The 23620-nt window shown below is 70.5% G+C and carries 22 protein-coding genes and 1 tRNA gene; 14 read left to right on the plus strand and 9 right to left on the minus strand.

From position 1 onward, the window contains the following. Positions 1–20: 20 nt before the first annotated feature. The 4 genes from BLV96_RS25975 (at position 21) to BLV96_RS25990 (ending at position 4567) form a co-directional block, all read left to right on the plus strand. Entirely contained in the window at positions 21–941 is a 921-nt protein-coding gene (locus tag BLV96_RS25975) for a GNAT family N-acetyltransferase (RefSeq protein ID WP_086677811.1), read from the plus strand. A 475-nt stretch (positions 942–1416) separates the two neighbouring features. After that, positions 1417–2106 carry an ABC transporter ATP-binding protein gene (locus BLV96_RS25980; RefSeq protein ID WP_091389533.1) on the plus strand — a complete coding sequence of 230 codons (690 nt, stop codon included), beginning with the start codon at positions 1417–1419 and terminating at the stop codon, positions 2104–2106. Then, positions 2103–3998 carry a YhgE/Pip domain-containing protein gene (locus BLV96_RS25985; protein ID WP_091389536.1) on the plus strand — a complete coding sequence of 632 codons (1896 nt, stop codon included), beginning with the start codon at positions 2103–2105 and terminating at the stop codon, positions 3996–3998. The genes BLV96_RS25980 and BLV96_RS25985 overlap by 4 nt, the downstream gene beginning before the upstream one ends. Continuing rightward, on the plus strand, positions 3995–4567 hold the full coding sequence (locus tag BLV96_RS25990; protein ID WP_086678969.1) for a TetR/AcrR family transcriptional regulator: 573 nt from the start codon (positions 3995–3997) through the stop codon (positions 4565–4567). Before BLV96_RS25985 ends, BLV96_RS25990 begins: the two co-directional genes overlap by 4 nt. An 82-nt stretch (positions 4568–4649) precedes the next feature. On the opposite strand, the gene BLV96_RS25995 is transcribed toward BLV96_RS25990, so the two are convergent. The 3 genes from BLV96_RS25995 to polA form a co-directional block, all read right to left on the minus strand. Beyond that, the gene (locus BLV96_RS25995; RefSeq protein WP_086678970.1) at positions 4650–6260 is read right to left on the minus strand and encodes a trypsin-like peptidase domain-containing protein; all 1611 of its coding nucleotides are present in this window, start codon (positions 6258–6260) and stop codon (positions 4650–4652) included. A gap of 158 nt (positions 6261–6418) precedes the next feature. Then, entirely contained in the window at positions 6419–6952 is a 534-nt protein-coding gene (locus tag BLV96_RS26000) for an EF-hand domain-containing protein (protein ID WP_086678971.1), read from the minus strand. A gap of 97 nt (positions 6953–7049) precedes the next feature. Then, a complete protein-coding gene (gene polA, locus BLV96_RS26005; RefSeq protein ID WP_086678972.1) occupies positions 7050–9791 on the minus strand; it encodes a DNA polymerase I in 2742 nt (913 codons plus the stop codon). Positions 9792–9853: 62 nt separating this feature from the next. Here polA and BLV96_RS26010 point away from each other — a divergent pair, with 62 nt between their 5' ends. Next, entirely contained in the window at positions 9854–10294 is a 441-nt protein-coding gene (locus tag BLV96_RS26010; protein ID WP_086678973.1) for a hotdog fold thioesterase, read from the plus strand. A 4-nt stretch (positions 10295–10298) separates the two neighbouring features. After that, positions 10299–11270, plus strand: coding sequence for a LysR family transcriptional regulator (locus BLV96_RS26015; protein ID WP_086678974.1), 972 nt, complete (start codon positions 10299–10301; stop codon positions 11268–11270). On the opposite strand, the gene BLV96_RS26020 is transcribed toward BLV96_RS26015, so the two are convergent. Continuing rightward, entirely contained in the window at positions 11236–12006 is a 771-nt protein-coding gene (locus tag BLV96_RS26020) for an alpha/beta hydrolase family protein (RefSeq protein WP_086678975.1), read from the minus strand. The two genes, BLV96_RS26015 and BLV96_RS26020, sit on opposite strands and share 35 nt — an antisense overlap. Before the next feature lie 549 nt (positions 12007–12555). Here BLV96_RS26020 and BLV96_RS26025 point away from each other — a divergent pair. From BLV96_RS26025 to BLV96_RS26045, 5 genes are all read left to right on the plus strand, one after another. Then, positions 12556–13710 (plus strand): branched-chain amino acid ABC transporter substrate-binding protein, encoded by a 1155-nt coding sequence (locus BLV96_RS26025; protein ID WP_086678976.1) that lies wholly within the window; start codon positions 12556–12558, stop codon positions 13708–13710. 104 nt (positions 13711–13814) lie between these two features. Beyond that, positions 13815–14777, plus strand: a complete 963-nt coding sequence (locus BLV96_RS26030) for a branched-chain amino acid ABC transporter permease (RefSeq protein WP_086678977.1) — start codon at positions 13815–13817, stop codon at positions 14775–14777. Then, a complete protein-coding gene (locus BLV96_RS26035) occupies positions 14774–15901 on the plus strand; it encodes a branched-chain amino acid ABC transporter permease (RefSeq protein ID WP_086678978.1) in 1128 nt (375 codons plus the stop codon). Before BLV96_RS26030 ends, BLV96_RS26035 begins: the two co-directional genes overlap by 4 nt. A gap of 26 nt (positions 15902–15927) precedes the next feature. Continuing rightward, positions 15928–16668 carry an ATP-binding cassette domain-containing protein gene (locus BLV96_RS26040; protein ID WP_086678982.1) on the plus strand — a complete coding sequence of 247 codons (741 nt, stop codon included), beginning with the start codon at positions 15928–15930 and terminating at the stop codon, positions 16666–16668. Next, entirely contained in the window at positions 16658–17371 is a 714-nt protein-coding gene (locus tag BLV96_RS26045) for an ABC transporter ATP-binding protein (RefSeq protein WP_086678979.1), read from the plus strand. Before BLV96_RS26040 ends, BLV96_RS26045 begins: the two co-directional genes overlap by 11 nt. A gap of 55 nt (positions 17372–17426) precedes the next feature. Here the strand turns inward: BLV96_RS26045 and BLV96_RS26050 are convergent, their stop codons facing one another. The 3 genes from BLV96_RS26050 to BLV96_RS26060 form a co-directional block, all read right to left on the minus strand. Next, entirely contained in the window at positions 17427–17924 is a 498-nt protein-coding gene (locus BLV96_RS26050) for a hypothetical protein (RefSeq protein ID WP_086678980.1), read from the minus strand. Between the two features lie 160 nt (positions 17925–18084). After that, complete coding sequence (locus BLV96_RS26055) at positions 18085–18579, minus strand: hypothetical protein (RefSeq protein WP_086678981.1); 495 nt, start codon at positions 18577–18579, stop codon at positions 18085–18087. Positions 18580–18788: 209 nt separating this feature from the next. Next, positions 18789–18862, minus strand: a tRNA-Leu gene (locus BLV96_RS26060). A 173-nt stretch (positions 18863–19035) separates the two neighbouring features. Here BLV96_RS26060 and BLV96_RS26065 point away from each other — a divergent pair. Both BLV96_RS26065 and BLV96_RS26070 read left to right on the plus strand, forming a co-directional pair. Next, entirely contained in the window at positions 19036–19638 is a 603-nt protein-coding gene (locus BLV96_RS26065) for an ANTAR domain-containing response regulator (protein WP_004559041.1), read from the plus strand. Positions 19639–19671: 33 nt separating this feature from the next. Further along, positions 19672–20193 carry a DUF4352 domain-containing protein gene (locus tag BLV96_RS26070; protein WP_091389539.1) on the plus strand — a complete coding sequence of 174 codons (522 nt, stop codon included), beginning with the start codon at positions 19672–19674 and terminating at the stop codon, positions 20191–20193. Here BLV96_RS26070 and BLV96_RS26075 read toward each other — a convergent pair. Continuing rightward, positions 20183–20794, minus strand: coding sequence for a TetR/AcrR family transcriptional regulator (locus BLV96_RS26075; RefSeq protein WP_086683203.1), 612 nt, complete (start codon positions 20792–20794; stop codon positions 20183–20185). The genes BLV96_RS26070 and BLV96_RS26075 overlap by 11 nt on opposite strands. Before the next feature lie 80 nt (positions 20795–20874). On the opposite strand from BLV96_RS26075, the gene BLV96_RS26080 reads away from it, so the two are divergent. Further along, positions 20875–21114, plus strand: a complete 240-nt coding sequence (locus BLV96_RS26080; RefSeq protein ID WP_086683200.1) for a hypothetical protein — start codon at positions 20875–20877, stop codon at positions 21112–21114. 7 nt (positions 21115–21121) lie between these two features. On the opposite strand, the gene BLV96_RS26085 is transcribed toward BLV96_RS26080, so the two are convergent. Further along, entirely contained in the window at positions 21122–23488 is a 2367-nt protein-coding gene (locus tag BLV96_RS26085; protein WP_086683197.1) for a penicillin acylase family protein, read from the minus strand. Between the last annotated feature and the right edge of the window lie 132 nt (positions 23489–23620).

Here is a 23620-nt window from a genome sequence, read left to right on the forward strand (position 1 = left end):
CCGACGCACCAGGGGGCTCCATGGACATCGCCGAGCCGCTGCTCGCCGCCCACCGCGCGCGCTTCGCGGCGGTCGACGCGCTGCTGCCGCCCGCCGCGCCACCCGCCGACGGCGAACGCCTGGACGCGGCCACGGCGGCGGGGACGCAGGTCACCGGGGTCCTGCAGCGGCACCGGTTCGGTCCGGGCGACGTCCCGATGCTGTGGTCGGCCGCCGACACGTGGCGGCTGTTCCCGTACTTCGGCGACACCGGCACCGAAGGCGCCGACCTCCTGCTGCGCTCGCTCAAAGGCCGGCTGGAAGGGGAGCCGACCGGCGAGGATTCGGCCTGTGTCGTGCTCTGGCCCAGCCGGGACGCCGAGGCGATCCGCGCCTTCCTGGACCACGGCCTGGTGCCCCTGTCGGCGATCGGCGTGCGGACCGCTCCCCCGCCCGAACCGGAGCCGGCGGTCACCGTCCGCCGGGCCGGGCCGGCCGACTACGCCACCGCGGTGGCGCTCGCCGACGCGACCTTCGACTACACCGGTCTCGTCGCCGCACCCCGCCGTCCCAACACCGCCGAGCTGCTCGGGCCCGGCCTGCGCGCGGCCCTCGCCGAGGCCGAGCCGCCCGTCTGGCTGGCCGAAGAGGACGGCGAAGCCCGCGCGCTCGCGCACTGTGCATGGGTGGACGCGGCGCCGGGGAACGAGGCCGCCGAACTGCTCCCGCCGGGCCGGTGGGGCTACGTGAACAACGTCGTGACCCAGCCGGGCGACCGCGGCGCCGGGTTCGGGCGGGCACTGATGGCCCACGTGCACCGCGAGCTGCACCGGGGTGGCGCGACCCGGACGTACCTCTACTACAACCCGACGAACCCGCTCGCCTCGGTGTTCTGGCACCGGCAGGGTTATCGTCCACTGTGGACGAGCTGGGAGGTCCGGCCGGCTTCGGCACTGCGGTGAGCGCGCGGGACGCCCCGCGCTGCCGCGCCCGAGCAAGGCCGGCGGCGGGCCGCCCACCAGCGGCCAACGGCCACGGCACCTCGGCAACGCCGATCGGCCTCGGCGCTCCGGTGAGCGCTCCAGCCGGCCGCGGGCCGGCCTTCGGCAGCCACCACCACCCCCACCTCACCCGCTCGGGTTCGCCGAGCGCCACCGCGGCCGCCAAGGTGAGCGCGCCCGGGACGCGGAGGCGCCCGAGCAGAGCCGGCCGGACACCGGTCGACCTCCGGCCGCCGGAGGCATCGCGCGCCCGGGCGAGGCCGCACCACCCCCACACCTCACCCGCTCGGGTTCACCGAGCGGCGCCGCGGCCGCCGAGGTGCGAGCCTTCGTCAGTCACCCACGGGTGTGACGTGCGTCCGGTGATCTTGCCGCCCGCTCCGCCGAGGGCTAGTTTTTGAACTGACCGGTCAGTTCAAAAACGCTGGAGTCCCCCGTGCAGGTCCGAGCCGATCGCGTGTCCCTCGAAGGGCACCACGGCACCTTGTTACCGCCCACTTCGCTGACCGTCGGCGAGGGCGACCTGGCGATCGTGCACGGCGAGCCCGGCGTCGGCGTCACCGCGTTCGGCCTCGCGCTGGCCGGGCGGCTGAAGCCGACCACCGGCACCGTGCACGCCGAAGGCACCGACGCCGGCCTGCCCGAGCTCGTCGCGGTCGTCGACGCCCCCGGTGTCAGCGAGCCCGACGACGCCCTGGCCCTGCGCGTGGTCGTCGGCGAGGAGCTCGCGCTGGCCCACCGCCCGGCCGGCAAGGAAGACGTCGCCCAGTGGCTCGCCGCCCACGACGCCGCGCCCTTCGCCGGCACGCGGTTCGAGAACCTCGCCCCGACCCTGCGCACGCGGCTGCTCACCGAGCTGGCCGCCGAGCGCAAGGGCGTCCGGCTGCTCGTCCTCGACACGCCCGACCGGCACACCAGCGACGTCGGCAGCTGGACCGAACTCGCCCGTGAGCAGGCCGAGCGCGGGCTGGCCGTCGTCGTCCTGACCGCGACGACGCCGTTGTCCGCGCTGCCGTTCGCGCCCGCGCTCCTCGGCGCCGCCGAGCAGCCCGAGCCGCAGCACCACTCCCCCGAACCCGCCCCCACCGAAGAGCTCCCCGCGAGCACTGACGGAGTCCCCGAATGAACGCCTTCCGGATCGCGCGCAACGAGCTGCGCCGCCTCTCCACCGGCACGATGCCGAAGCTCGCGCTGGTCGCGCTCGTGCTGGTGCCGCTGCTCTACGCGTCCTTCTACCTCTACGCGAACTACGACCCCTACGGCCGGCTCGACAAGCTGCCCGCCGCCGTCTTCACCAGCGACACCGGGGCGAAGGACGCGGGCGGCCAGCAGCGCAACGTCGGCCGCGAGGTGACCGACGAGCTGGTCAAGTCCGGCACCTTCCAGTGGCACGAGGTGTCCGAGCAGGAGGCACGCGACGGCGTCCGCGACGACAAGTACTCCTTCGCGATCGGCATCCCCAGCGGCTTCTCGGCGGCGCTGCTGTCGGTCGGCAACTTCCAGCCGCAGCAGGCGACGATCACGCTGACCACCAACGACGCCAACAACTACCTGTCGGGCACCATCGCCAAGCAGGTCGCCGAGCAGGTGCGCAAGACGATCGCGGAGAAGGTCGGCAGCGAGGCCGCGGACCGGTTCCTGGTCGGCTTCTCGACGATCTACGCCAAGATCCAGGAGGCGTCGACCGGCGCGGCACAGCTCGCCGACGGCGCCACGCAGCTGAAGTCCGGTCAGCAGAAGCTGGCCGAGGGCGCCGCGAAGCTCGCGGACGGCTCGTCGACGCTGGCGACCGGCCTCGGGACGTTGAAGAGCAGTACGGCTTCGCTGCCGTCGCAGACGCAGAAGCTGGCCGACGGCGCGTCGCAGGTGGCCGCCGGGGACCAGAAGGTCGCCGACGCGGCGTCGCTGGCCGCCACGGCGTCGTCCGACATCCAGGGCAAGCTCGACTCCTACCGCACCCAGCTGGTGACGGACCTGCGCGACGCCGGCGTGCCGGAGACCGAGGTCCAGGCGATCGTCGCGCGGGCCGACCAGCTGCGCTCCCCCGTCGACCAGGCGAACAGCAAGATCCAGCAGGCCAACGGCGACCTCGCGAAGCTGGCCGACGGCGCCCGGCAGGTGTCCGACGGCGCGGGCAAGCTCGCCGCCGCGTCGCCGCAACTGGCGAACGGCATCGCGCAGGCGTCCGACGGCGCGAACCAGCTGCGTGACGGCGCTTCGCAGCTCAGCGACGGCGAGAAGACGGCGGTGAACGGGACGAACCAGCTCGCGGACGGCTCGGTCAAGCTACGCGACGGGCTGGCCGCCGGGCTCCAGCAGATCCCGAACCCGGACGACCCGACCCGCAACGCGACGGCCAACACGATCGCCGACCCGGTGGCGGTGAACGCCAACGGCGAGGCGTCGGCGGGGACGTACGGCGCGGGCCTGGCGCCGTTCTTCATCTCGCTGGCCACGTGGATCGGCGCGTTCGTGCTGTTCCTGATCCTGCGGCCGCTTTCGACGCGGGCGCTGACCGCGGGCGCGGCGCCGTTCCGGGTCGCCGTCGGCGGCTGGCTGTCCTCGGCGCTGCTGGGTATCGCGCAGGTGATCGTCCTGTTCGGCGCGGTGACGTGGCTGGTCGGCATCCACATCGCGCACCCGCTGGGCGCGATCGGGTTCGCGGTGCTGGTGTCGCTGACGTTCACTTCGGTGGTGCACGCGCTCAACGCGTTCTTCGGCGCGGTCGGCAAGTTCCTCGGGCTGGTGCTGCTGGTGCTGCAGCTGGTGAGCGCGGGCGGCACGTTCCCGTGGCAGACGATCCCGGACGCGCTGTACCCGCTGCACGTGGTGCTGCCGATGGGTTACGCGATCGACGGCTTCCGCCACCTGTTCTACAGTGGCGCCACCGTGCAGATCCTGGGGGACATCGGCGTGCTGCTGGCTTATCTGGTGGGCGGGATCCTCGTGTCGACGCTGGCCGCGCGGAAGCGTCGCGTTTGGACGGTGTCCGCGCTCAAGCCCGAGCTGAGCCTGTGAGCGGCGGGACGAAGCAGAAGCTCTTCGAGGCCACGCTGCGGCTCTCCAAGAGCCGGGGCCTGGTGGGGCTGACGGTCGACGACATCGCGGCCGAGGCGGGCGTCGCGAAGGGCACGGTCTACTACAACTTCGGCTCGAAGGACGGCCTGGTCGACGGGCTCCTGCGGTACGGCGTGGACATGCTGGCCGGGCGGCTGCGGTCGGCGGTTTCGGAGGCGGACCCCCTGGACGTGATCGAGGCGCAGGTCGACACGACGCTGGAGTTCATCGCGGCGTACCCGGGGTTTTCGCAGATCCTGGTGAGCGAGCTGTGGCGGACACCGGGCCAGTGGCACGGGACGCTTTCCCTGCTGCGCGAGGAGATCATCTCGATCGTGAAAGGGCAGCTGTCGCGGTTGGAGGCGGCGGGGCGGCTGCCGGAGGGGGTCGAGATCCCGACGGCGGCGGCGGGGTTGTTCGGGACGATGCTGGTGGTGGCGCTGGACTGGCAGGTGTTCGGGCCGCAGCGGACGCGCGCCGAGGTGCGGGAAGCGGTGATGGTGCTGATCCGCGGCCTCGGCCGGCGCTGACGCGGGCGAACGCTGAAGTCCGTGAATGGCACATCGAGGGACTAAGTGTCCGTGAATGTGCCATTCACGGACTTCGGGCCGCTCAGCCGCGGTCCTCGAGGCGGGCCCGGACCGCCGCCGCGTACGTGTCGACCGCCGTGGCCGCCGCCGTCAGCTCGCAGGGGCCGTCGATCAGCAGCCTCTTCGCCGGTACGTACGCCTGCTCCAGTTCCGGGTCGCCGTCCAAGCCGTGCTCGCGGGCCAGGCCGTTGTCCGCCGCCAGCCGCGCTCGCAGCTCCTCGCGGCGGGCCACCAGCCCGTCGAGGACCGCTCGCTGACGGCGGCCGTCCTCGACCGCCGGGGCCACCGCGTGCTCGTGGCCGTCGATGTGCTTCTCCACCCACTCCGCGTCGCCGTCGACCTCGGCCGAACGCAGCTGCTTCAGCGCCGCGCGCAGCCGCTGCGCGCGGGCCGGCAGCATCGCGACGCCGGTGAACCGCGTCGCCACCCTCAGCTGGTACGCCTCGATCTCGGCGAGCTCCTCCACCGACTGCGTCAGCACGTCGAGGCGGCCCGCGAGGTCGTCCGGTGCCGGGCGGGCGCCGAGCGTGCCCGCGCGGATCGCCGCGACCCCCGGCGAGGACTCCTCGCGGAAGCCGAGCAGCAGCCGGATGCCGAGCTCGGCCGCGCGGCCCGCGAGCGGCGCCAGCACCTCGCCGACGAGCCGGTCGGGTTCGGCGGAGTCGTCGATCGCGTCGACGACCAGCGTGCGGCCCGCGACCCCGGTCGTCAGCCGGTCGGCGATGCGGTGGCGGACGGCGTCGGCCGTGCGGCCGGTCGCGTCCACGGCGAGGTCGACGCTGCCCGCCGGCGGCATCGGCCCCAGCGCCGGCGGGAGGCCGGGCACGCCGAGGGAGCGTTCGCGGTCGGCGAGGACGATCCCGAACCGCAACGCCGCCGCGACCGGCGAGCCGGCCTCGCCGGTGTCGACCACCCAGACCGTGCCGGGTTCGGCCTTGGCGAACCAGTCGGCGACGCTCTGCACGAAGGAGACGTCGACGGCTTCGCCGACCGGGCGCGAAAAACTGGCGTCGACGGCCGGGCTGCCCGACGTCCAGATGCTCAGCTGCGGCAGGTGCCCGAGCATGGTCTCGACCGGGATCATCCACGTGCCGGTGTCCTTGCCGACCACGACGCCCACGACGTGCCCGGTCGCTTCGTCGATCACCGCCGTGCCGCCGAAGCCGGGGCCGAGCGGCTCGGCTTCGGCCGTGCGGAAGAGCCGGACCCACTCGCCGCCCGGACCGCCGGGGTGCTCGGGACCGCCGAGCCGGGCGTGGGTCCAGCGGCCGACCGAACCCGGCGGGAAGCCGAAGGCGCGGACGAGCTGGTGCTCGCCGAGCGGCATGCGGTGCAGCGGCGCGCGGAAGACGCGGGACTCGGGGCGGTCGAGGCGCAGCACGGCGAGATCGCCGCGGCCGCCGCCGTCGGAGGGCACCCAGCAGCCTTCGACGACCGACGCCGAGCCGGGCATCGCCTCGGCCAGGCCGACGAAGTCGACGCTCAGCGCGGACCGCGGACCCCCGGCGGTTTCGACGACGTGCGCGCTCGTGAGGACGTGGTACTCGTCCAGCACCGTGCCCGCACCGCACACCCGGCCGAGTTCGTCGTGCAGCCGGACCCGCCAGCGTCGTCGCTCACGCTCGAACCCCATTCGGCGGACCCTACGCCGTGATCGCTCCCGGCTGGGCGCCGACCTCCCTACCCAGCGGTAATGGCTCACCCGAACGGAGTCCTCGGTTGGTAGGAACGCCGAACGGTGTTGTGTGCCGGTGAGTATTTCCGTCAGAGCCGTCGGAAAAGTGATCGCGTTCAGACGCGGCCGAACACCCAGCTCCCGGCCGCCGCGGGGTCGTCGCCGGCCCAGAACTCGTACCAGTGACCGGTGAACTCGTCGTGGGACAGGCGGCCGTCGCCGTCGGTGTCCAGGAGCGCGAACACCTCGTCCGTCGGGACGCCGGCGCCGCTCCACGCCTCGATCATGCGCCGGTACTCGGCCGCGGAGATCGTGCCGTCGCCGTTTTCGTCCACCGCCTCGAACATCGCCGCCGCCGTGCCGGTGACCGCGGTCGGCATCGTCGGGAGCTCGTCGACGACGGAGAGGACCTCGTCGAGGGTCACCTTGCCGTCGCGGTCGCGGTCGGACGCGTCGAGCAGCGTCGCCCACCAGCCCATCATGATCGTGGCGAGCTTCTCGCCCTCGGGCGTGCCGGCGTCGGTGCCGCGCACGTCGAGCCATCTCGCCGTGAGCGCGCGGAAGTCGGACTCGGTCAGGTAGCCGTCGGCGTCGGCGTCCATCGCGCCGAACACGGTCGAGATCTTGCGTCGCTGGAAGTCAGTGGCCATGCAGGACAGCTTTGCCTCGCTGACCGGCAGCCGACGACGGCCGCCCGAGTACACCCGCGCCACGACCCGGTGATCCGGGCCGTGACGCGCAGTGAACTCAGTGGGCGGCTTCGTTCCAGGACCGCCCGTAACCGACCGAAACCTCCAACGGCACCGCGAGGTCGTAGGCCGACCCCATGCCGTCGCGCACGAGCTTCTCCAGCTGCTCGCGCTCGCCCTCGGCGACCTCGAGCACGAGTTCGTCGTGCACCTGCAGCAGGATCCGGCTCTTCAGCTTCGCCTCGACGAGCGCGCGGTGGACGTTCAGCATCGCGACCTTGATGATGTCGGCCGCGCTGCCCTGGATCGGCGCGTTCAACGCCATCCGCTCGGCCATCTCGCGGCGCTGGCGGTTGTCGCTGTTGAGGTCCGGCAGGTAGCGGCGGCGGCCGAAGATCGTCTCCGTGTAGCCGCACTTCGCCGCTTCGCCGACCACCGAGTGGAGGTAGTCGCTGATGCCGCCGAAGCGAGCGAAGTACGCCTCCATCTGGGACTTGGCGTCTTCGGTGGAGATCCGCAGCTGCTGCGAAAGCCCGTACGCCGACAACCCGTACGCGAGGCCGTACGACATCGCCTTGACGCGGTAGCGCAGCTCCGGCGTGATCTCCTCCGGCGGCAGCGAGAACGCGCGCGACGCGACGAACGTGTGCAGGTCCTCGCCGGAGTTGAACGCCTCGATGAGGCCCTCGTCCTTCGACAGGTGCGCCATGATCCGCATTTCGATCTGGCTGTAGTCCGCGGTCATCAGCTCGGTGAAGCCGTCACCGACGACGAACGCGTCGCGGATGCGGCGGCCCTCTTCGGTGCGGACCGGGATGTTCTGCAGGTTCGGCTCGGTCGACGACAGCCGCCCGGTGGCCGCGATGGTCTGCAGCAGCGTCGTGTGGATCCGGCCGTCGTCGGCGACGGACTTGATCAGGCCCTCGACCGTCGTGCGCAGCTTCGTCGCGTCCCGGTGCTCCAGCATGTGCTGCAGGAAGGGGTGCTCGGTCTTCTCGAACAGGCCCTGCAGCGCCTCGGCGTCGGTGGTGTAGCCGGTCTTGGTGCGCTTGGTCTTCGGCATGCCGAGCTCGTCGAAGAGCACGACCTGCAGCTGCTTCGGCGAGCCGAGGTTGATCTGCTTGCCGATGACTTCGTACGCCGCTTCGGCGGCCTGCGTGACGCGCGAGAGGTAGTGCGCTTCGAGCGAGGTCAGCTGCTCGAGGTCGACCGCGACACCGGCGATCTCGACCTCGGTGATGACCTCCAGCAGCGGCAGCTCCAGCTCGGCGAGCAGCCGCGCGCCGCCGATCTGCTCGAGCTCCTTCTCGAGCGCGCCGGCCAGCTCGAAGATCGCGCGGGCCTTGACCAGGTACTCCTGGATCTCCTTCTGCTCCAGGCCTTCCGCGCCGCCGTCGAGCAGGGACAGCTGCCCGTCGCCGCCGTCGGTCTCCGAGCGCAGCTCGCGGTGCAGGTAGCGCAGCGCGAGGTCGTCGAGCTCGAACGTGCGCTGTCCGGGCCGCACGAGGTAGGCGGCCAGCGCGGTGTCCATGGCGAGCCCGGCGAGCGCCCAGCCGCGGGCGCGGATCGCGTGCAGCGGGACCTTGAGGTCGTGCCCGGTCTTGCGGATCTTCGGGTCGGCGAACCACGCGGCGAGCGCGGCGTCGTCGGCCTGGTCCATCGCCGTGACGTCGACGTACGCGCCTTCGCCGTCGGCCGAGGCGAACGCGACCGCGCGCAGGTCGGACCGGACCGACGTGCCCACGGCGCGGAAGGCCAGCGCGACCGGCTCACCCGCTCCCGCGTGCGCGCTCAGCCACGCGCCGAGCGCGCCGGGCGCGAGCGCGGAACCCGAGACCTCGAAGCCTTCGTCGGCTTCCGGCTCGGCGCTCTGGAGCGTCGCGAACAGCCGATCGCGCAGCACGCGGAACTCCAGCTCGTCGAACAGCGCATGCACTGCCTCGCGGTCCCACGGGCGCAGCTCCAGCCCGGACGGCGCGATCTCCAGCTCGACGTCGCGGATCAGCTCGGTCAGCTGGCGGTTGAGCTGGACCGACGACAGGTGCGCCCGCAGTGCGTCGCCGACCTTGCCCTTGACCTCGTCGACCCGGTCGATGAGGTCGTCGAGCGAGCCGAACTGCTTGATCCACTTGGCCGCGGTCTTCTCGCCGACGCCGGGGATGCTCGGCAGGTTGTCCGAGGGGTCGCCGCGCAGCGCGGCGAAGTCGGGGTACTGCCGCGGGGTGAGCCCGTACTTCTCCTCGACGGCGTCCGGGGTGAACCGGGTCATCTCCGAGACGCCGCGCTTCGGGTACAGCACGGTGACGTGCTCGGTGACCAGCTGCAGCGCGTCGCGGTCGCCGGTACAGATGAGGACGTCGAAGCCGTCGGCCGTCGCCTGCGTCGTGAGCGTGGCGATGATGTCGTCGGCCTCGAAGTTCTCCTTCACCAGCGACGGGATCCCGAGCACCTCGAGGACCTCCTTGACCAGGTCCACCTGGCCGCGGAACTCGTCCGGCGTCGTGCTGCGGTTCGCCTTGTACTCCGCGTACGTCTCCGAGCGGAAGGTCTTGCGCGAGAGGTCGAACGCCACCGCGAGGTGGGTCGGTGTCTCGTCGCGCAGGAGGTTGATGAGCATCGAGGTGAACCCGAAGACCGCGTTCGTGACCTGCCCGGTCTTCGTCTTGAAGTTCTCCGCGGGCAGCGCGAAGAACGCGCGGTAGGCCATCGAATGGCCGTCGATCAGCAGCAGCTTCGGCCGCTCGGCGACAGCGGTGGTTCCTGTGGCGTTGGCAACGGTCGTCTTCTCACTCGGGCTCACGGGGCCGAGTCTAGGCTGAAGGTCCGACACTCTTACGTGTCGCATAGGAACAGGAGCTTTGCGTGACGGACAGCGCCGCCCCCATCGACGTGGAGCGGCTGTCGGGCATCGACCCGGCGGCAGCGGACCAGCAGCTGAACGACAAGGTCGGCATGAAGCTCCTGGAGGCGACCGCCGAACGCGTGGTCGGCACGATCCCGGTCGAGGGCAACCTCCAGCCGTACGGCCTGCTGCACGGCGGCGCCAACGCCGTGCTCGCCGAAGCGCTGGGCTCCACGGTCGCCGCGCTGAACGCGGGCCCCGGCCGCGCGGCGATGGGCCTGGAGCTGTCCTGCACGCACCACCGGGCGGTGCGCGCGGGCACGGTCACCGGCGTCGCGACGCCGCTGCACGTCGGCCGCGGCACCATCACCGCCGAGATCGTGCTGACCGACGACGAGGGCCGGCGGACCTGCACCGCCCGGCTCACCTGCGTCGTGCGGGACCGCCCGCCGGGCGCCTGAGCCGGTGGACCTCGACCTCGCCCAGGTGCGGGCGTTCGTGGTCACCGCGGAGCAGCGCCACTTCGGGCGGGCCGCCCAGGCGCTGTTCCTCACCCAGCAGGCCCTCTCGAAGCGGATCAAGAAGCTCGAGGACGCGCTCGCGACGCCGTTGTTCCTGCGCACCAACCGCTCGGTCGAGCTGACCGCCGACGGCGAGCGCTTCCTCCCGCACGCGCGCGAGCTGGTGCGGGTGGCCGACGCGGCGGTGGCCGTCATGGGTGCCGACGACCGGCCGCTGCGCCTCGACGTCGTCGACTACCGGCTCTCCCCGATCTTCCTGCTGCGCCGGCTCGCCGAACGGGACCCGGGCCTGCGGATCGACCGGGTCGCCGGCGGCGGGTTCGCGAACGCCGTCGAGCCGCTGCTGTCCGGTGAGCTCGACGTCGCCATCGGCCGGGTCAGCGGGATCGGCCGGCCGCTGCCCGACGGGCTGGAGCACCGGGTCGTCCGGCTCGAACCGCTGGTCGCGCTGCTCGCCCCGGAACACCCGCTGGCCCAGCAGGACGTCCTGCGCCTCGAAGACCTGCGTGCCGACGGGATCTGGCTGCCCGGCCTGCGCGGCCCGGCCGAGTGGCTGTCCTACCTCGAAGAGCTGTGCGGCCGGTTCGGCGTGCCGATCGACGACGCCGGCGTCAGCTTCGACCTGCGGCACACCCTGGAGCAGACGCGGTACGGCAAGCGGCGCGTCACGCTGGCCGGGGCGGACATGGAGCTCGCGCCCGACCTCAACCTCAAGGTGCTGCCGTTCGAGCCGTCGCCGCTGTTCCCGTGGTCGCTGGTCTGGCGGGGCGGCAAGGCGAGCCCGGCACTGCGGCGGCTGCTGGCGCTGGCCGGGCGCACCAGCCGTGAAGAGGACTGGTGCGCCTACGACCCCGGGCACGCGTGGCTGCCGGAGGACGACCTCAAGCTCGCAGCCGCCGCGCGAACCACCCGCTGAACGCCTCGTCGACCGCCTTGGCCTCCGGGGTCCCCGGCGGGAACTCGTGCGCCATCCCCTCGACCGTCACCAGCTCGGTCCCGAGCGTCTCGCGCAGCGCCGCGGCCGGCTCGCGCACGGCGGCGTCGTCGTCGGCCCCGGCGACCAGCAGCAGCGGCGTGGTCAGCTCCCCGGCGCGGCGCACGTAGTCGTAGCGGTCCGCGACGGCCCGGGACTTCGCCGTCCACGGGTAGGTGACGTCGAAGAGCCGCTCGTTGCGGCCGATCACCGGCGCCAGCCGGACGACCGGGCTGACCACCGCGGCGGCCTCTACCGCGATGTCCCCGCGCGCGAGCACCTCCAGCGCGACGAGCGAACCCGCCGACCCGCCGAAGACGCCGAGCGGGCCGGCCGCGCCCGGCAGGCGGTCCCGCAGCTCGGCCAGCGCCGCGGGGAACTCCGCGGCCGCCTGCTCGGTGACCGGCTCGAAGACGTTGAGCACCGCGTCCTCGCTCGCCAGCCGGAACAGCTCCGCCGGGCCGCCCTCGGGCAGCCGGGCCCCGGTCATAGGCAGGCCGAAGTACACCCGCCACGCCTGCAGCCCGGTCATCGGCACCGCTTCGGCGAACGCCCGCTCACTCGAGGGCTCCTCCATCAGGTGCCAGCCGGCCAGCAGCGCCGCCGGCGCGGCCGGGTCCGCCGGGGCCAGCGCCACGAACGGCACGCCCGCCGCGACACCCTCGATCGCTTCCCGCATCCTTCTCTCCCTGTCTCTCGGCTGCTTCCAGCGAACCGCCGGAGTGGGGTGCGGGTCCAACAGCCGTTCCGGCGGCCACGACAACCGCTGGTTGTGGTGACCGGGCCCGATGGGGCGGACTTTCGGGCACACGTCAACCGGGGGCTGGTCCGATCGGCCGCTCGAACCGGACGTAAGGTGCATCCCTACGGCGGTGCCCGCACCCGGCGACCCCCGCCAGGGTGAACAGCGGATCGGCGGGAAAGCGGCCACGCACCACCCGCCGAAATGGACGATGACATACCGCGGAAACACGGCTGTCACCCATTCGCAGAACGAGCGCCAATACTTAGCAGCGCTGCGTGACCAGCGGCGGGCCGCGGCGAAACATCACTCGCCTTTTCGTGCAATTCGTGTCGGTTGCGATCGTCACGATGTGGACACAGAGTAGTGAGGCCGCCTGTGCACATGATGGGCGAGAGGGATATCTTCCTGCCCTAACCTAGCCCCTGTGTCGGGGGCAACGCCTACCGGCGGCTGGTTGGTCATGGGAGGTAGTCGGTGTCAGGAGTGCGTTTTGGACGGGTTCTCGCCCTCGCAGCGGCGACGTCGCTCGCGCTGGCGGGCTGCGCCGGTGGCGGCTCGTCCAGCAACAGTGGTGACGGCAGCACGCTGAAGATCGGGTTCATGGGCGACCTGACCGGGGAGAACTCCGGGATCGTGATCCCGCCCAACAACGGCGCCAAGCTCGCCATCGACGAGTACAACGCCACGAACCCCAAGGTGAAGCTCGAGCTGAAGAACTACGACAGCCAGGGCAAGCCGGAGCAGGCCACCTCGCTGGTGCAGACCGCGATCGGGACGGACAAGATCACCGCCCTGATCGGCCCGGCGTTCTCGGGTGAGTCGAAGGCCGTCGGCGGTGTCCTCGAGCAGGGCAAGATCCCGAGCGTGTCGCCGTCGGCGACCAACCCGGGTCTCGCCTCGAACGGCTGGAAGTACTGGCACCGCGTCGTCGCGAACGACAACGACCAGGGCCCGGCCATCGCGAACTTCCTCATCACGGCGAAGTCGCCGAAGAACGCGTACGTCATCTCGGACGACCAGGAGTACAGCGTCGGCCTGGCGGACGCCTTCGAGAAGACCTTCAAGGAAAAGGGCATCACGACCGAGCGCGACAAGTTCGCCAAAGACGCGTCGGACTACTCGTCGACCGTGCAGAAGGTCAAGGCGGCCAACCCGGACGTCATCACCTTCGGTGGTTACTACGCGCAGGGCGGCCGGCTGCTCAAGCAGCTCCGCGACGGCGGCGTGAAGGCCATCTTCGCCACCGGTGACGGTTCGCTCGACCCGCAGCTGGTCTCGGGCGCGGGTGCCCAGGCCGCCGAGGGCGCGGTCATCGGCTGCCCGTGCAACATCCCGGACGCCGGTGCCCAGAACGAGTTCGCCACCAAGTACAAGGCCAAGTTCAACGTCGACCCGGCGATCTACGCCACCGAGGGCTACGACGCCGCGACCGCCATCATCAACGCGGTCAAGGCCGGCAACACCACCGGTGAGAAGATCAACGACTTCCTCAAGACCGAGGACTTCAAGGGCGCGTCGAAGCAGGTCAAGTTCAAGGACAACGGCGAGCCGCAGACGAACGCGATCTACGTCTACCAGGTCGTCGGCGGGGTCATCAAGAACCTCGGCGCCTCGACCGAAGCCAAGATCAACGGCTGACGGAGCTAGAAACACCTAACGGGAGCGGGGGCGCTGGCTACAGCACCCCCGCTCCCCGCCAATGTGGCGACCATCCTCGCCCCGTCAGGTAAGGCAACTACGTTATGTTCCAAGATCTGCAGAGCCAGTTTCTCGGCAGCACCATCGGCGGCCTGGTAGCCGGCTCCATCTACGCCCTCATCGCCCTCGGCTACACGATGGTCTACGGCGTGCTGAGGCTCATCAACTTCGCGCACTCCGAAATCTTCATGATCGGGACGATGACGTCCCTGTTCATCCTCGTCACCATCGCGCCGACGGCGCCGTTCACCATCTTCTCGATGATCGGCATCCTCCTCCTGCTGATCGTCGCCTCCGCCCTCGTGTCCGGCGGCTCGGCGATCGTGCTGGAACAGCTGGCCTACCGCCCGCTGCGCAAGAAGGGCGCGACGCGGCTCGCCGCCCTCATCTCGGCGATCGGCGCGTCGCTGTTCCTGCAGGAGGCGTTCGGCCTCAAGATCATCCCCTGGCTCTTCGACAAGCCGGGCCGCGTGCAGCAGCCCGCGCCGCGGTTCGTCCCGCACGAGGAGCTCTTCCGCATCGGCAACGGCGTCGTGCGCACCGACCACGTCTTCGTGATCGTCGGCGCGGTCGTCGTCATGGTGGTCCTGGACCAGCTCGTCAGCCGCACCCGGATCGGCCGCGGTATCCGCGCCACCGCGCAGGACCCCGAAGCCGCCGTCCTCATGGGCGTCAGCATCGACCGCATCGTGCGGATCACGTTCCTGCTCGGCGGGGCGATGGCCGGTGTCGCCGCCGCCCTGTTCGTCATGGAGTACGAGAACACCGACTACCGCATCGGCTTCCTGCTCGGCATCAAGGCGTTCACCGCCGCGGTGCTCGGCGGTATCGGCAACCTGCGCGGCGCCCTGCTGGGCGGCATCGTGCTGGGCCTCGTCGAGAACTGGAGCTCCATCTTCCTCGGCTCCGCCTGGAAGGACGTCACCGCGTTCGTCGTCCTGGTGCTGGTCCTGATGTTCCGGCCCACCGGCATTCTCGGTGAATCGCTGCAGCGGGCACGCGCATGAAGGGTGACGAAGTGGCTCCGAGCAACGAAACCCCGGCGCGCCGCGGGTTTCACCCCATCGACGGGATGCGCGACTGGTGGGCGGATGCGCCGCACTGGCAGCGCTATGCCCTGTACCTCGCCCTGATCGTGTTCGCGCTGATCCTGCCCGCACCGTGGGTCGGGTCGTTCATGTCGCCGGACTCGGACTGGACGACGGTGCTGATCTTCCCGGTCGGCACGTACATCCTGCTCGCCGTCGGCCTCAACATCGTGGTCGGCCACGCGGGCATGCTCGACCTCGGGTACGTCGCGTTCTTCGCGATCGGCGCCTACACGTGGGCCTCGATCGGGACGAGCTACGGCTGGTCGTTCTGGCCGACCGTGCTGCTGGGCATCTTCCTGGCCTCGGTGTCGGGCGTCATCCTCGGCGCACCGACACTGCGGCTACGGGGTGACTACCTCGCGATCGTGACCCTCGGGTTCGGTGAGATCGTCCGGATCACGGCGAACAACACCGACGCCATCGGCGGCGCGCGCGGCATCACGAACGTGCCGCACCCGGAGCCGATCTTCGGCATGGAGTTCTTCCTCGACCCGGCGCCCTACTACTACCTGATGCTGTTCGCGATCGTGCTCGTCATCGTCTTTTCGGTGCGGCTGAACAAGAGCCGCGTCGGACGGGCGTGGGCGGCGATCCGCGAGGACGAGGACGCGGCCGAGCTGATGGGCGTGCCGACGTTCAAGTTCAAGCTGCTCGCGTTCGCGATCGGCGCGATGATCGGTGGTTTCGCCGGCACGATCTACGCCAGCAAGGCGGTGTTCATCGAGCCGAACAACTTCCCGTTCATCCTGTCCGCGACCATCCTGGCCGCGGTCGTGCTCGGCGGTTCCGGCAACCTGCCGGGCGTCATCATCGGCGCGTTCGTCATCGCGTGGCTGCCCGAGCGATTCCGGTTCCTTTCGGAGTACCGCATCCTCATCTTCGGCTTCGTGCTGGTGCTGATGATGGCCCTGCGGCCGGAAGGCATCCTGCCGTCGCGGCAGCGCAAGGCCGAACTACGGGAAGGAACCGGCGGCATGGGCGCGATGGGCGCGGAAGTCGCCGGCCCGGACTCCGAGGCCTCCGCGGAGGTGACCAAGTGAGCTTGCTCGAATTCGAGAACGTGACGATGCGCTTCGGCGGCGTCACGGCGTTGCGCGAGGTCAACCTCAGCATCAACGAAGGCGAGATCTTCGCCCTGATCGGCCCGAACGGCGCGGGCAAGACCACGGTGTTCAACGTGGTCACCGGCGTCTACCGGCCGACCGAGGGCGCGGTCCGCTTCGACGGCGACCAGGTCGACGGCATGAAGCGGTTCCGCGTCACCAAGCGCGGCATCGCCCGGACGTTCCAGAACATCCGGCTGTTCCACAACATGACGGCGCTGGAGAACGTCATGGTGGGCGCGGACGCGCACCACAAGACCGGCGCGATCGGCGCGGTGCTCGGCCTGCCGGGCCACCGCCGGGAAGAGAAGCAGGGCCGGGAACGGGCGCGCGAGCTGCTCGACTTCGTCGGCATCGGCCGGGTCGAGCACAACGTCGCGAAGAACCTCTCCTACGGCGACCAGCGCCGGCTGGAGATCGCGCGGGCGCTCGCGACCGACCCGAAGCTGCTGCTGCTCGACGAGCCGGCCGCGGGCATGAACCCGGCGGAGAAGAACGCCCTGCAGGCGCTGATCCGCAAGATCCGGGACGACGGCCGCACGGTGCTGCTCATCGAGCACGACATGGGCCTGGTCATGCACATCAGCGACCGGCTCGCGGTGCTCGACTTCGGGCAGAAGATCGCAGAAGGGCTGCCGCACGAGGTGCAGAACAACCAGAAGGTGATCGAGGCGTACCTGGGGGTGTCCGAAGATGCTTCTTGAGGTCGAGGACATCAACGTCCACTACGGCAAGATCGCGGCCCTCAAGGGCATGAGCATCCAGGTCGGCGAGGGTGAGATCGTCTCCCTCATCGGGGCCAACGGCGCCGGCAAGACCACGACGCTCAAGACGATCTCCGGGCTGCGGCCGCTCACCAGCGGGCGAATCCTGTTCAACGGTCAGGACATCTCGAAGACCCCGGGGCACAAGCGCGTGCTGCTCGGGATCGGCCAGTCACCGGAAGGCCGGGGCGTGTTCCCCGGCATGACGGTGCAGGAGAACCTCCTGATGGGTGCCTACACCCGCAAGGACGACCTGAAGGCTGACCTCGACGAGGTCTACGAGCTGTTCCCGCGGCTGAACGAGCGCAAGACGCAGTTCGGCGGCACGATGTCGGGCGGCGAGCAGCAGATGATCGCCATCGGCCGCGCGCTGATGACGAAGCCGAAGGTGCTGCTCCTCGACGAGCCGTCGATGGGCCTGGCGCCGATGCTGATCGCGCAGATCTTCGACATCATCCGCGAGATCAACAAGCGCGGCACGACGGTGCTGCTGGTGGAGCAGAACGCCCAGCAGGCGCTGAAGCTGTCGGACCGGGCTTACGTGCTGGAGACGGGCCGCGTGGTGCAGAGCGCGCCCGGGGCCGAGCTGCTGAACGACCCGAAGGTGCGGGCCGCTTACCTCGGTGGCGACCTCGGGGTCTGAGTTCCGTTCGTGGAAAGGGCCCGGCCAGTTCGGCCGGGCCCTTTCTCGTGGTGCGTCAGCAGTTCACCGCCAATGCCGGGCTCACGACGGTGGTCCGGGTCCCGCCGAAGGAAACGGCGACGTTGGCGGTGATGGTGGCCGCGTTCGGCCGCGTCGCGCAGACGGTCGAACGCTTCACCGCGGTGCCGTAGCAGGCCGCCGAGTACCCGGCGGACAGGGCGCTGGCGTAGCAGGAGTCGCCCTGGATCTGCTGCGCCGGACTGGGCGTGCTCCAGATGTTGGCCACCGGCGCGGTCATCTGGTAGCCGACGGCGGTGTAGTTGTCGACGACCAGCACCGCTTTGTAGACCTGCTCGATGCCGTCGTTCGAGTTGATCAGGCACGAGTAGACCCGGCGCGACTGGTCGGCGCAGTGCCAGTTGGTGGGGAACGGAAAGGGATCCGGCGACCAGCTCCGCACCGCCGCGGAAGCCGCCGGCGCCGTCAGCATCAGCGTGAGCAGCGCCATCAGTACCGCGGTGACGACCCCGCCGCGGCGCCTCGTGAACCTCATCGATCGCATGCGTGTCTCGCTCTCGTTCTCGCGCGAGGACGACTGCCGGCGCAGTGCCCGTCGGGTCACGCCTGAACGGGAGAGCGGTTGATGGGCCGGGCGAAGCCGACCCGATTGGACCAACGAGGCGCGTAGGGAACGTTGCAGGTCAGGAGACGATCTATGGCGAACGCTGCAGCGCTCGCGGAGCCACAATGCTGATGACCAGGATTACCACAGAGAAAACGCTGAAGAGCGACAGGCCGATTGACCAAAGCCTGAAGCTGCCGATCCTTGTCCACGACGTCAACCAGCCGGCGTCGGCGTTCGTTGCATTTCGGTTCGACTGCCACGTGCGACCGTGAGCGAGACCACGGCCATAGCGCTCGATCTCGTAAGTCTCCAGCCAATGTGCGTCAGTGATCTCTCCCTGCCGATGGCGGGCGAAGAGGTGCAGGGTCAGGCCGGTGATCGTCAGCGATAGCACGCAGGCCACGATCCGGGCCAGGACCCGCGCATCTGGAGCCAAGGCGACGGAGAACAAGAACGCCTGGCCAGCCAGACTGAGGGCGGGTACCTGCCACAACAGGCTGTCGAATTGGTTGCGACGAGCAGCCACAGCCGCGTAGACCTCGGGGCCTGGCGGCAAGTCGAGGCGTTCAGGTTCCTGTTTCATGCATGAGCCTCCAGTGCGCTCGCGCACCTGAGTCGCGACATTGGGGAGTGGCGTTACGACTGGAGGGCGACGACGGCCCGGAGCGCGGGCGCATGGGGGGTGGAGGGCCGTAGACGGCCGGACAGCCCCGGACACCGCCGGACCAAACGAGATCAGCCCCTGACCGGATAACGCATGGTCAGGGGCTGTTTTCTATTGGTGCTCGCAGGTGCCCCCGGTGAGATTCGAACTCACACTGGACGGGTTTTGAATCCGTTGCCTCTGCCAGTTGGGCTACGGGGGCTCGACGACGTAACCCTACGGGATCATCGGACGCCGCCAGTGACCGGCCCCGGGGTATCGCGCCCGCCACTTCGTGGTGAACGCCATCTCTTCTTCTGGATCGTTCCCGGTAGGCTTCAGGTTCGCGGGAAGCCGCGAGACCCACCGTCCCGCCGAGTCTTCAGGAGGACCCCGGTGACCGATCAGGCTACCGAGGCCAACGTGCCGCAGCGTCGGGTGCTCGTCGCCGAGGACGAGGCTCTCATCCGGCTGGACCTCGTCGAAATGCTGCGTGAAGAGGGCTACGAGGTGGTCGGGGAGGCCGGGGATGGCGAGCAGGCCATCTCGCTCGCCACCGATCTGAAGCCCGACCTCGTGATCCTCGACGTCAAGATGCCCAAGCTCGACGGGATCGAGGCCGCGGCCAAGATCACCGGCGACCGGATCGCCCCCGTCGTCATCCTCACCGCCTTCAGCCAGCGCGACCTCGTCGAACGCGCCCGGGACGCCGGCACCATGGCCTACCTCGTCAAGCCGTTCGCCAAGCGGGACCTCGTGCCCGCCATCGAGCTCGCCGTCAGCCGGTTCTCCGAGCTGCAGGCCCTCGAGGCCGAGGTCGCCGGGCTCACCGACCGGCTCGAAACGCGCAAGGTCATCGACCGCGCCAAGGGCCTGCTCATGAGCCGGCAGGGCCTCACCGAGCCCGACGCCTTCCGCTGGATCCAGCGCACCGCCATGGACCGCCGGACCACCATGAAGGCCGTCGCCGAGGCCGTCGTCGAGAGCATCGGGAGCTAGCCGAACCCGACGGCCGGAGGCAGAATCACCAGCGTGAAACTGCTCCCGGCCGTCGTCGCTCTCGCGCTCCTGACCGGCTGTGAAGCCGCCCCGAGCACACCCGCGCCCACCACGTACGAGCTGCCGCCGCGGCAGGTGCGGCCCGACGAGACCGCTCTCAAGCTGCCGCCCGCCAAGAACGGCGACACCGAATTCGACCTGATCGGCCTCGCCGCCGGGCTGCCCAGCATCACCGGGAGCCACGCCGAAATGCTCCCCAAGGGGCAGTACGTGCGCCTGCGGCTCGTGGTCACCAACACCGGCACGTCGAGCGTCCTCTTCGACACGAAACGCCAGCTGCTGGTCGACGACCAGGGTGCCACCCACCCGTCGGACGAGCAGGCCATGCTGATCAAGCGCCAGCCCGCCCAGTTCGACCTCGGCCACGGCGTGCGCGTCGAGTTCGACCTCTATTGGGACATCCCCAAGGACCGGAAGCCGATCACGCTGCGGGCGTTCGGCGGACCGACCATCACGGACATGAAGAACGTCAACGGCACCGACATCAAGCTGTGAACGCCGCCCCGAGAGCGCGGCGCCAATACCCGGTGACGCTGCCGCGGACCCGCTCGACGTCGACACCGCCCGGATCCAACAGCCGTTGCAGGGCGATTCCGCGCAGCTGACCGACCACGGCGATGGCGACGTCCGCCGGCCTCGCTCCGGGATCGATTTCGCCGCCGGCGATGCCGGCCTCGATGTCCTCGCGCAGGTCCGCGCGGAAGGCGTCGTCGCGCTCGCGGAAGATCGCGGCCAAGTCGGGCTGGGTGGCCGACTCGGCCCACAGCAGCAGGAACGCTTGGTTGGACCGGCCGATGCGGGCCAGCTGCCCCAGGTAGCCGTCGATCAGCCGCAGGAGCCGGTCCAGCCCCGGCGGTACGTCGCCGAGACCGGGTACGAACCCCGCCTGCACCGTCCGGGCGAGCCGTTCCACCAGCGCCTGCTTGCCGCCGAAGTGGTGCGTCACGATGCCGCGGCTGTAACCGGCCCGCTCCCCGACCCGCGCGAGCGTGAGCGACCGGACGCCGTACTCGACGACCAGTTCGGCGGCGGCGGCCAGCAGGGCGGCTTCGGCCTGGTCCCGGCGTTCCTGCTGGGTGCGACGGGGAGTTGCCATGCCGTGAGAGTAGCATCGAAACTTGCGTGTCGACCAACAAGTAAGTGTAGGATCGCCACCACCGGTCGTCAGGAGGAGTCGTGAAGTTCGAAGGCGCCTTCTGGGCCCATTTCGCCCCCGGCGACCAGGTGCTGGTGTTCGGCGCGCCCGACCCGGCCGGCCGCCGGCGGGTCCGGCGCGGGACGGTGCTCGCCCCGCCCGCGCCTGACACCATCGAGATCGCTTTCGACGACGGAACCCACGAAGAGTTCTCACCGGCCGATCCGATCCGGGTCAGCCACGCGGCCGGTGCCTGCCGGTGCGTGACGGTGATCCGGTGACGCTCCCCTACGCGGCCGGCTCCAGGCGGATCCGGACGTCGAGGTTGCGTTCGACCTCGCTTCGGCTGTACAGCAAGGGAAACGATCCTCCGGAGGCCCAGAGGGCGTTCAGGTCGCTGTAGTGCGGGCTGCGCGGATCGCCGGACTGGCCGGGGGCGTTGATCGCCGCCGAGCCGTTCCAGTTGCCCACGTCCAAGGCCATCTTGAACGTCGCCCCGATGATCTGGCGGTACGTCAGCGGGTGGAAGAACGACGGGTGGATCGTGTGGTACGAGCCGCCGACCGGAGTGGGGCCCACGTTCGGGCCGCCCAGCGGGTGGCTGAACTCCTGGTAGTGCAGCGAACCCCACTTCCACGCCGACGTGTCCGGGCCGAGCTTGGCCGCCACGTCGCGGAACGCCAGTGGCAGCGTGTCCAGCATCAGCTTGTCGCGCACGGCGGCGCCGTCCGGGCCGAGCCAGCCCGCCGGATCCTTGAACGACGCGATGACCAGGGCGAAGTCGGGGTTGACGCCTTGCGACAACGCGTCCGCCGCTGCCTTCGGCAGCACCGCGTGCGCCCACGCCGAGTGCAGGTACTTCATGATCCACGTCTCGAACAGCGCCGCTCCCGCCGAATCGACCGACGCGACGCCGTAGTAGCCCCGCAGCAGCGAAAGCGCCCGCGAGGTGTCCGGGTCCGAAGAGGACAGTCGTCGCACGAACTCGAGGAGCTGCGTGGCCACCAGCGACTTTTCGTCCTTCTGCAACGCGAGCGAATCGGCGACGGTCGCGTCCGGTGTGGACTTGATCAGCTCGTCGATGCGCTGCTTGCGGAAGGGCGGCTGCCATTCGTAGTTGGACACCACCGGCCAGCCCGGCGGGATGTTGAAGTCGTTGGCCGAGGCGAAGAAGCCGGACGCCGGGTTGTACTGCCCCGGCAGCTCGTTGTTGGCGTAGAAGCCGTCCCAGTCGTAGCGCCCGTCGCCGGGGACGGGCAGCAGGCCGTCGTAGCCGGCGCCCGTGCGGCGCGGGGTCAGGCCCGCCGGGACGTAGCCGATGTTGCCCCGCACGTCGGCGTAGGCCAGGTTCGAGCCCGGCGTGCCCCAGTTCCGCATGCCCGCGGTGAACTCGCCGAAGTTCGTGGCCCGCTGGTAGTTCAGGCTGCCCAGGTACGCCGAGCTGCCCGGCTGCGTCCACACCGTGCGGATCGCGAACGCCCGGTGCGCCGCCTGGTCGACCGCGACGACGGGGCCGTGCCGCGTGAAGGACAGTTCCCCGTCGACCGGCGCGCCGCCGCGGACCGGGATGGGCTCCTTCACCGTCGTCATCCGCTCCCAGCCGCTGCCGTAGCGGTAGCGCGTGTGGTCGTTCGGGTCGAGCTCGTAGACGTAGAGGTCGGTCTGGTCGATCGGCAGGTTGGTCAGGCCGAACGCGATGCTGTCGTTGTGCCCGATGGCGATCCCGGGGTTCCACGGTTCGCCGGCGCCGGCGAGGTGCAGCCCCGGCGCCGACAGCTGCGCGACGTACCGGCCCGAGGGCAGGGCGTCCGAGCTGCGGTGCGGGTCGTTGGCCAGGATCGGCCGGCCCGACGCGGTCCGGCTCGGCGCGATCGACCAGGCGTTGCTGCCGGTCGTCGCGTCGGCGAGTTCCTTCGTCGTCCGGAAACCGCTGCCGGTGAAGGACACCGCGGTGGTCGCGAGGTAGTACACCTTGAGCACGTCGTCCGGAACCGAGCACGGGTCGAGGCCCGCGGGCACGACCGCCTCGTGCGCCGGGGAGAGGGTGCGGTAGTAGCGGCTCGCGCCGGGGCCGGCCAGGCAGACCAGTTTCGCGCGGGCGATCTCGTACATCAGGTTCTCCCCGATGGCGTGCGCGCGGATCCGCACGACGTCCTCGGGGCGCCAGCGGGCGGGCTGGTAGCCGAGCTTGCCGAACTCCGGCGGGACCGCGGCCGGGTTGCGGCCCAGCCAGTCGACGTAGGAGTTGATGCCCTCGGCGAACCGGGTGGCGGCCAGCTTGGCCTCCGGGCCGTAGGACGCCCACTCGGCGTCCATGTCGCCCCGGTAGAGGAAGAGCCGGGCGGCCTTGTCCTGCTCCACATAGGACGGTCCGAGCACCTCGCTGAGCAGGCCCAGGCCGCGGCGGCGCCAGGTGTCCACCTGGAACAGCCGGTCCCGGGCGATGTTGAAGCCCTGGGCGAAGAAGAGGTCGCTCGTGTCGGCCGCGTAGATGTGCGGCACTCCCCACTTGTCGACGAGCAGGTCGACCGGCCGGTGCAGACCGGCCGCCGCGTACTTCGGGCCGGTCACCGCCGTCGCGGCCGGCACCGGCGCCAGGCAGAGGACGACCAGGGCGAGGATCAGGCCGCGGACAACCGGCCAGCGTGGGGCCATGGTGCTCTCCTCGTTCGGGAGTCGGTACCGGGTTCGTCCGGTATGTCTACCGGCGGCGGTACCGTGCCACGAGCCCCTTAGGGGTGCGGTCAAGCGACACTTCCGGGTGCCGTCGAACAGCCGAGGCGTTTC

It is taken from the genome of Amycolatopsis pretoriensis, assembly GCF_900107925.1.
GTDB lineage: Bacteria > Actinomycetota > Actinomycetes > Mycobacteriales > Pseudonocardiaceae > Amycolatopsis > Amycolatopsis pretoriensis.

Excerpts from the sequence above, each read along its gene's own strand:
- BLV96_RS26000 (WP_086678971.1), bottom strand. The coding sequence starts at position 6,952 with ATGGCCACTGACTTCCAGCGACGCAAGATCTCGACCGTGTTCGGCGCG.
- BLV96_RS26050 (WP_086678980.1), bottom strand. The coding sequence starts at position 17,924 with ATGAGGTTCACGAGGCGCCGCGGCGGGGTCGTCACCGCGGTACTGATG.
- BLV96_RS25995 (WP_086678970.1), bottom strand. The coding sequence starts at position 6,260 with ATGGGGTTCGAGCGTGAGCGACGACGCTGGCGGGTCCGGCTGCACGAC.
- BLV96_RS26075 (WP_086683203.1), bottom strand. The coding sequence starts at position 20,794 with ATGGCAACTCCCCGTCGCACCCAGCAGGAACGCCGGGACCAGGCCGAA.
- BLV96_RS25985 (WP_091389536.1), top strand. The coding sequence starts at position 2,103 with ATGAACGCCTTCCGGATCGCGCGCAACGAGCTGCGCCGCCTCTCCACC.
- BLV96_RS26030 (WP_086678977.1), top strand. The coding sequence starts at position 13,815 with ATGTTCCAAGATCTGCAGAGCCAGTTTCTCGGCAGCACCATCGGCGGC.
- BLV96_RS26020 (WP_086678975.1), bottom strand. The coding sequence starts at position 12,006 with ATGCGGGAAGCGATCGAGGGTGTCGCGGCGGGCGTGCCGTTCGTGGCG.
- BLV96_RS26035 (WP_086678978.1), top strand. The coding sequence starts at position 14,774 with ATGAAGGGTGACGAAGTGGCTCCGAGCAACGAAACCCCGGCGCGCCGC.
- BLV96_RS26045 (WP_086678979.1), top strand. The coding sequence starts at position 16,658 with ATGCTTCTTGAGGTCGAGGACATCAACGTCCACTACGGCAAGATCGCG.
- BLV96_RS25975 (WP_086677811.1), top strand. The coding sequence starts at position 21 with ATGGACATCGCCGAGCCGCTGCTCGCCGCCCACCGCGCGCGCTTCGCG.
- BLV96_RS26085 (WP_086683197.1), bottom strand. The coding sequence starts at position 23,488 with ATGGCCCCACGCTGGCCGGTTGTCCGCGGCCTGATCCTCGCCCTGGTC.
- BLV96_RS26040 (WP_086678982.1), top strand. The coding sequence starts at position 15,928 with ATGCGCTTCGGCGGCGTCACGGCGTTGCGCGAGGTCAACCTCAGCATC.
- BLV96_RS26055 (WP_086678981.1), bottom strand. The coding sequence starts at position 18,579 with ATGAAACAGGAACCTGAACGCCTCGACTTGCCGCCAGGCCCCGAGGTC.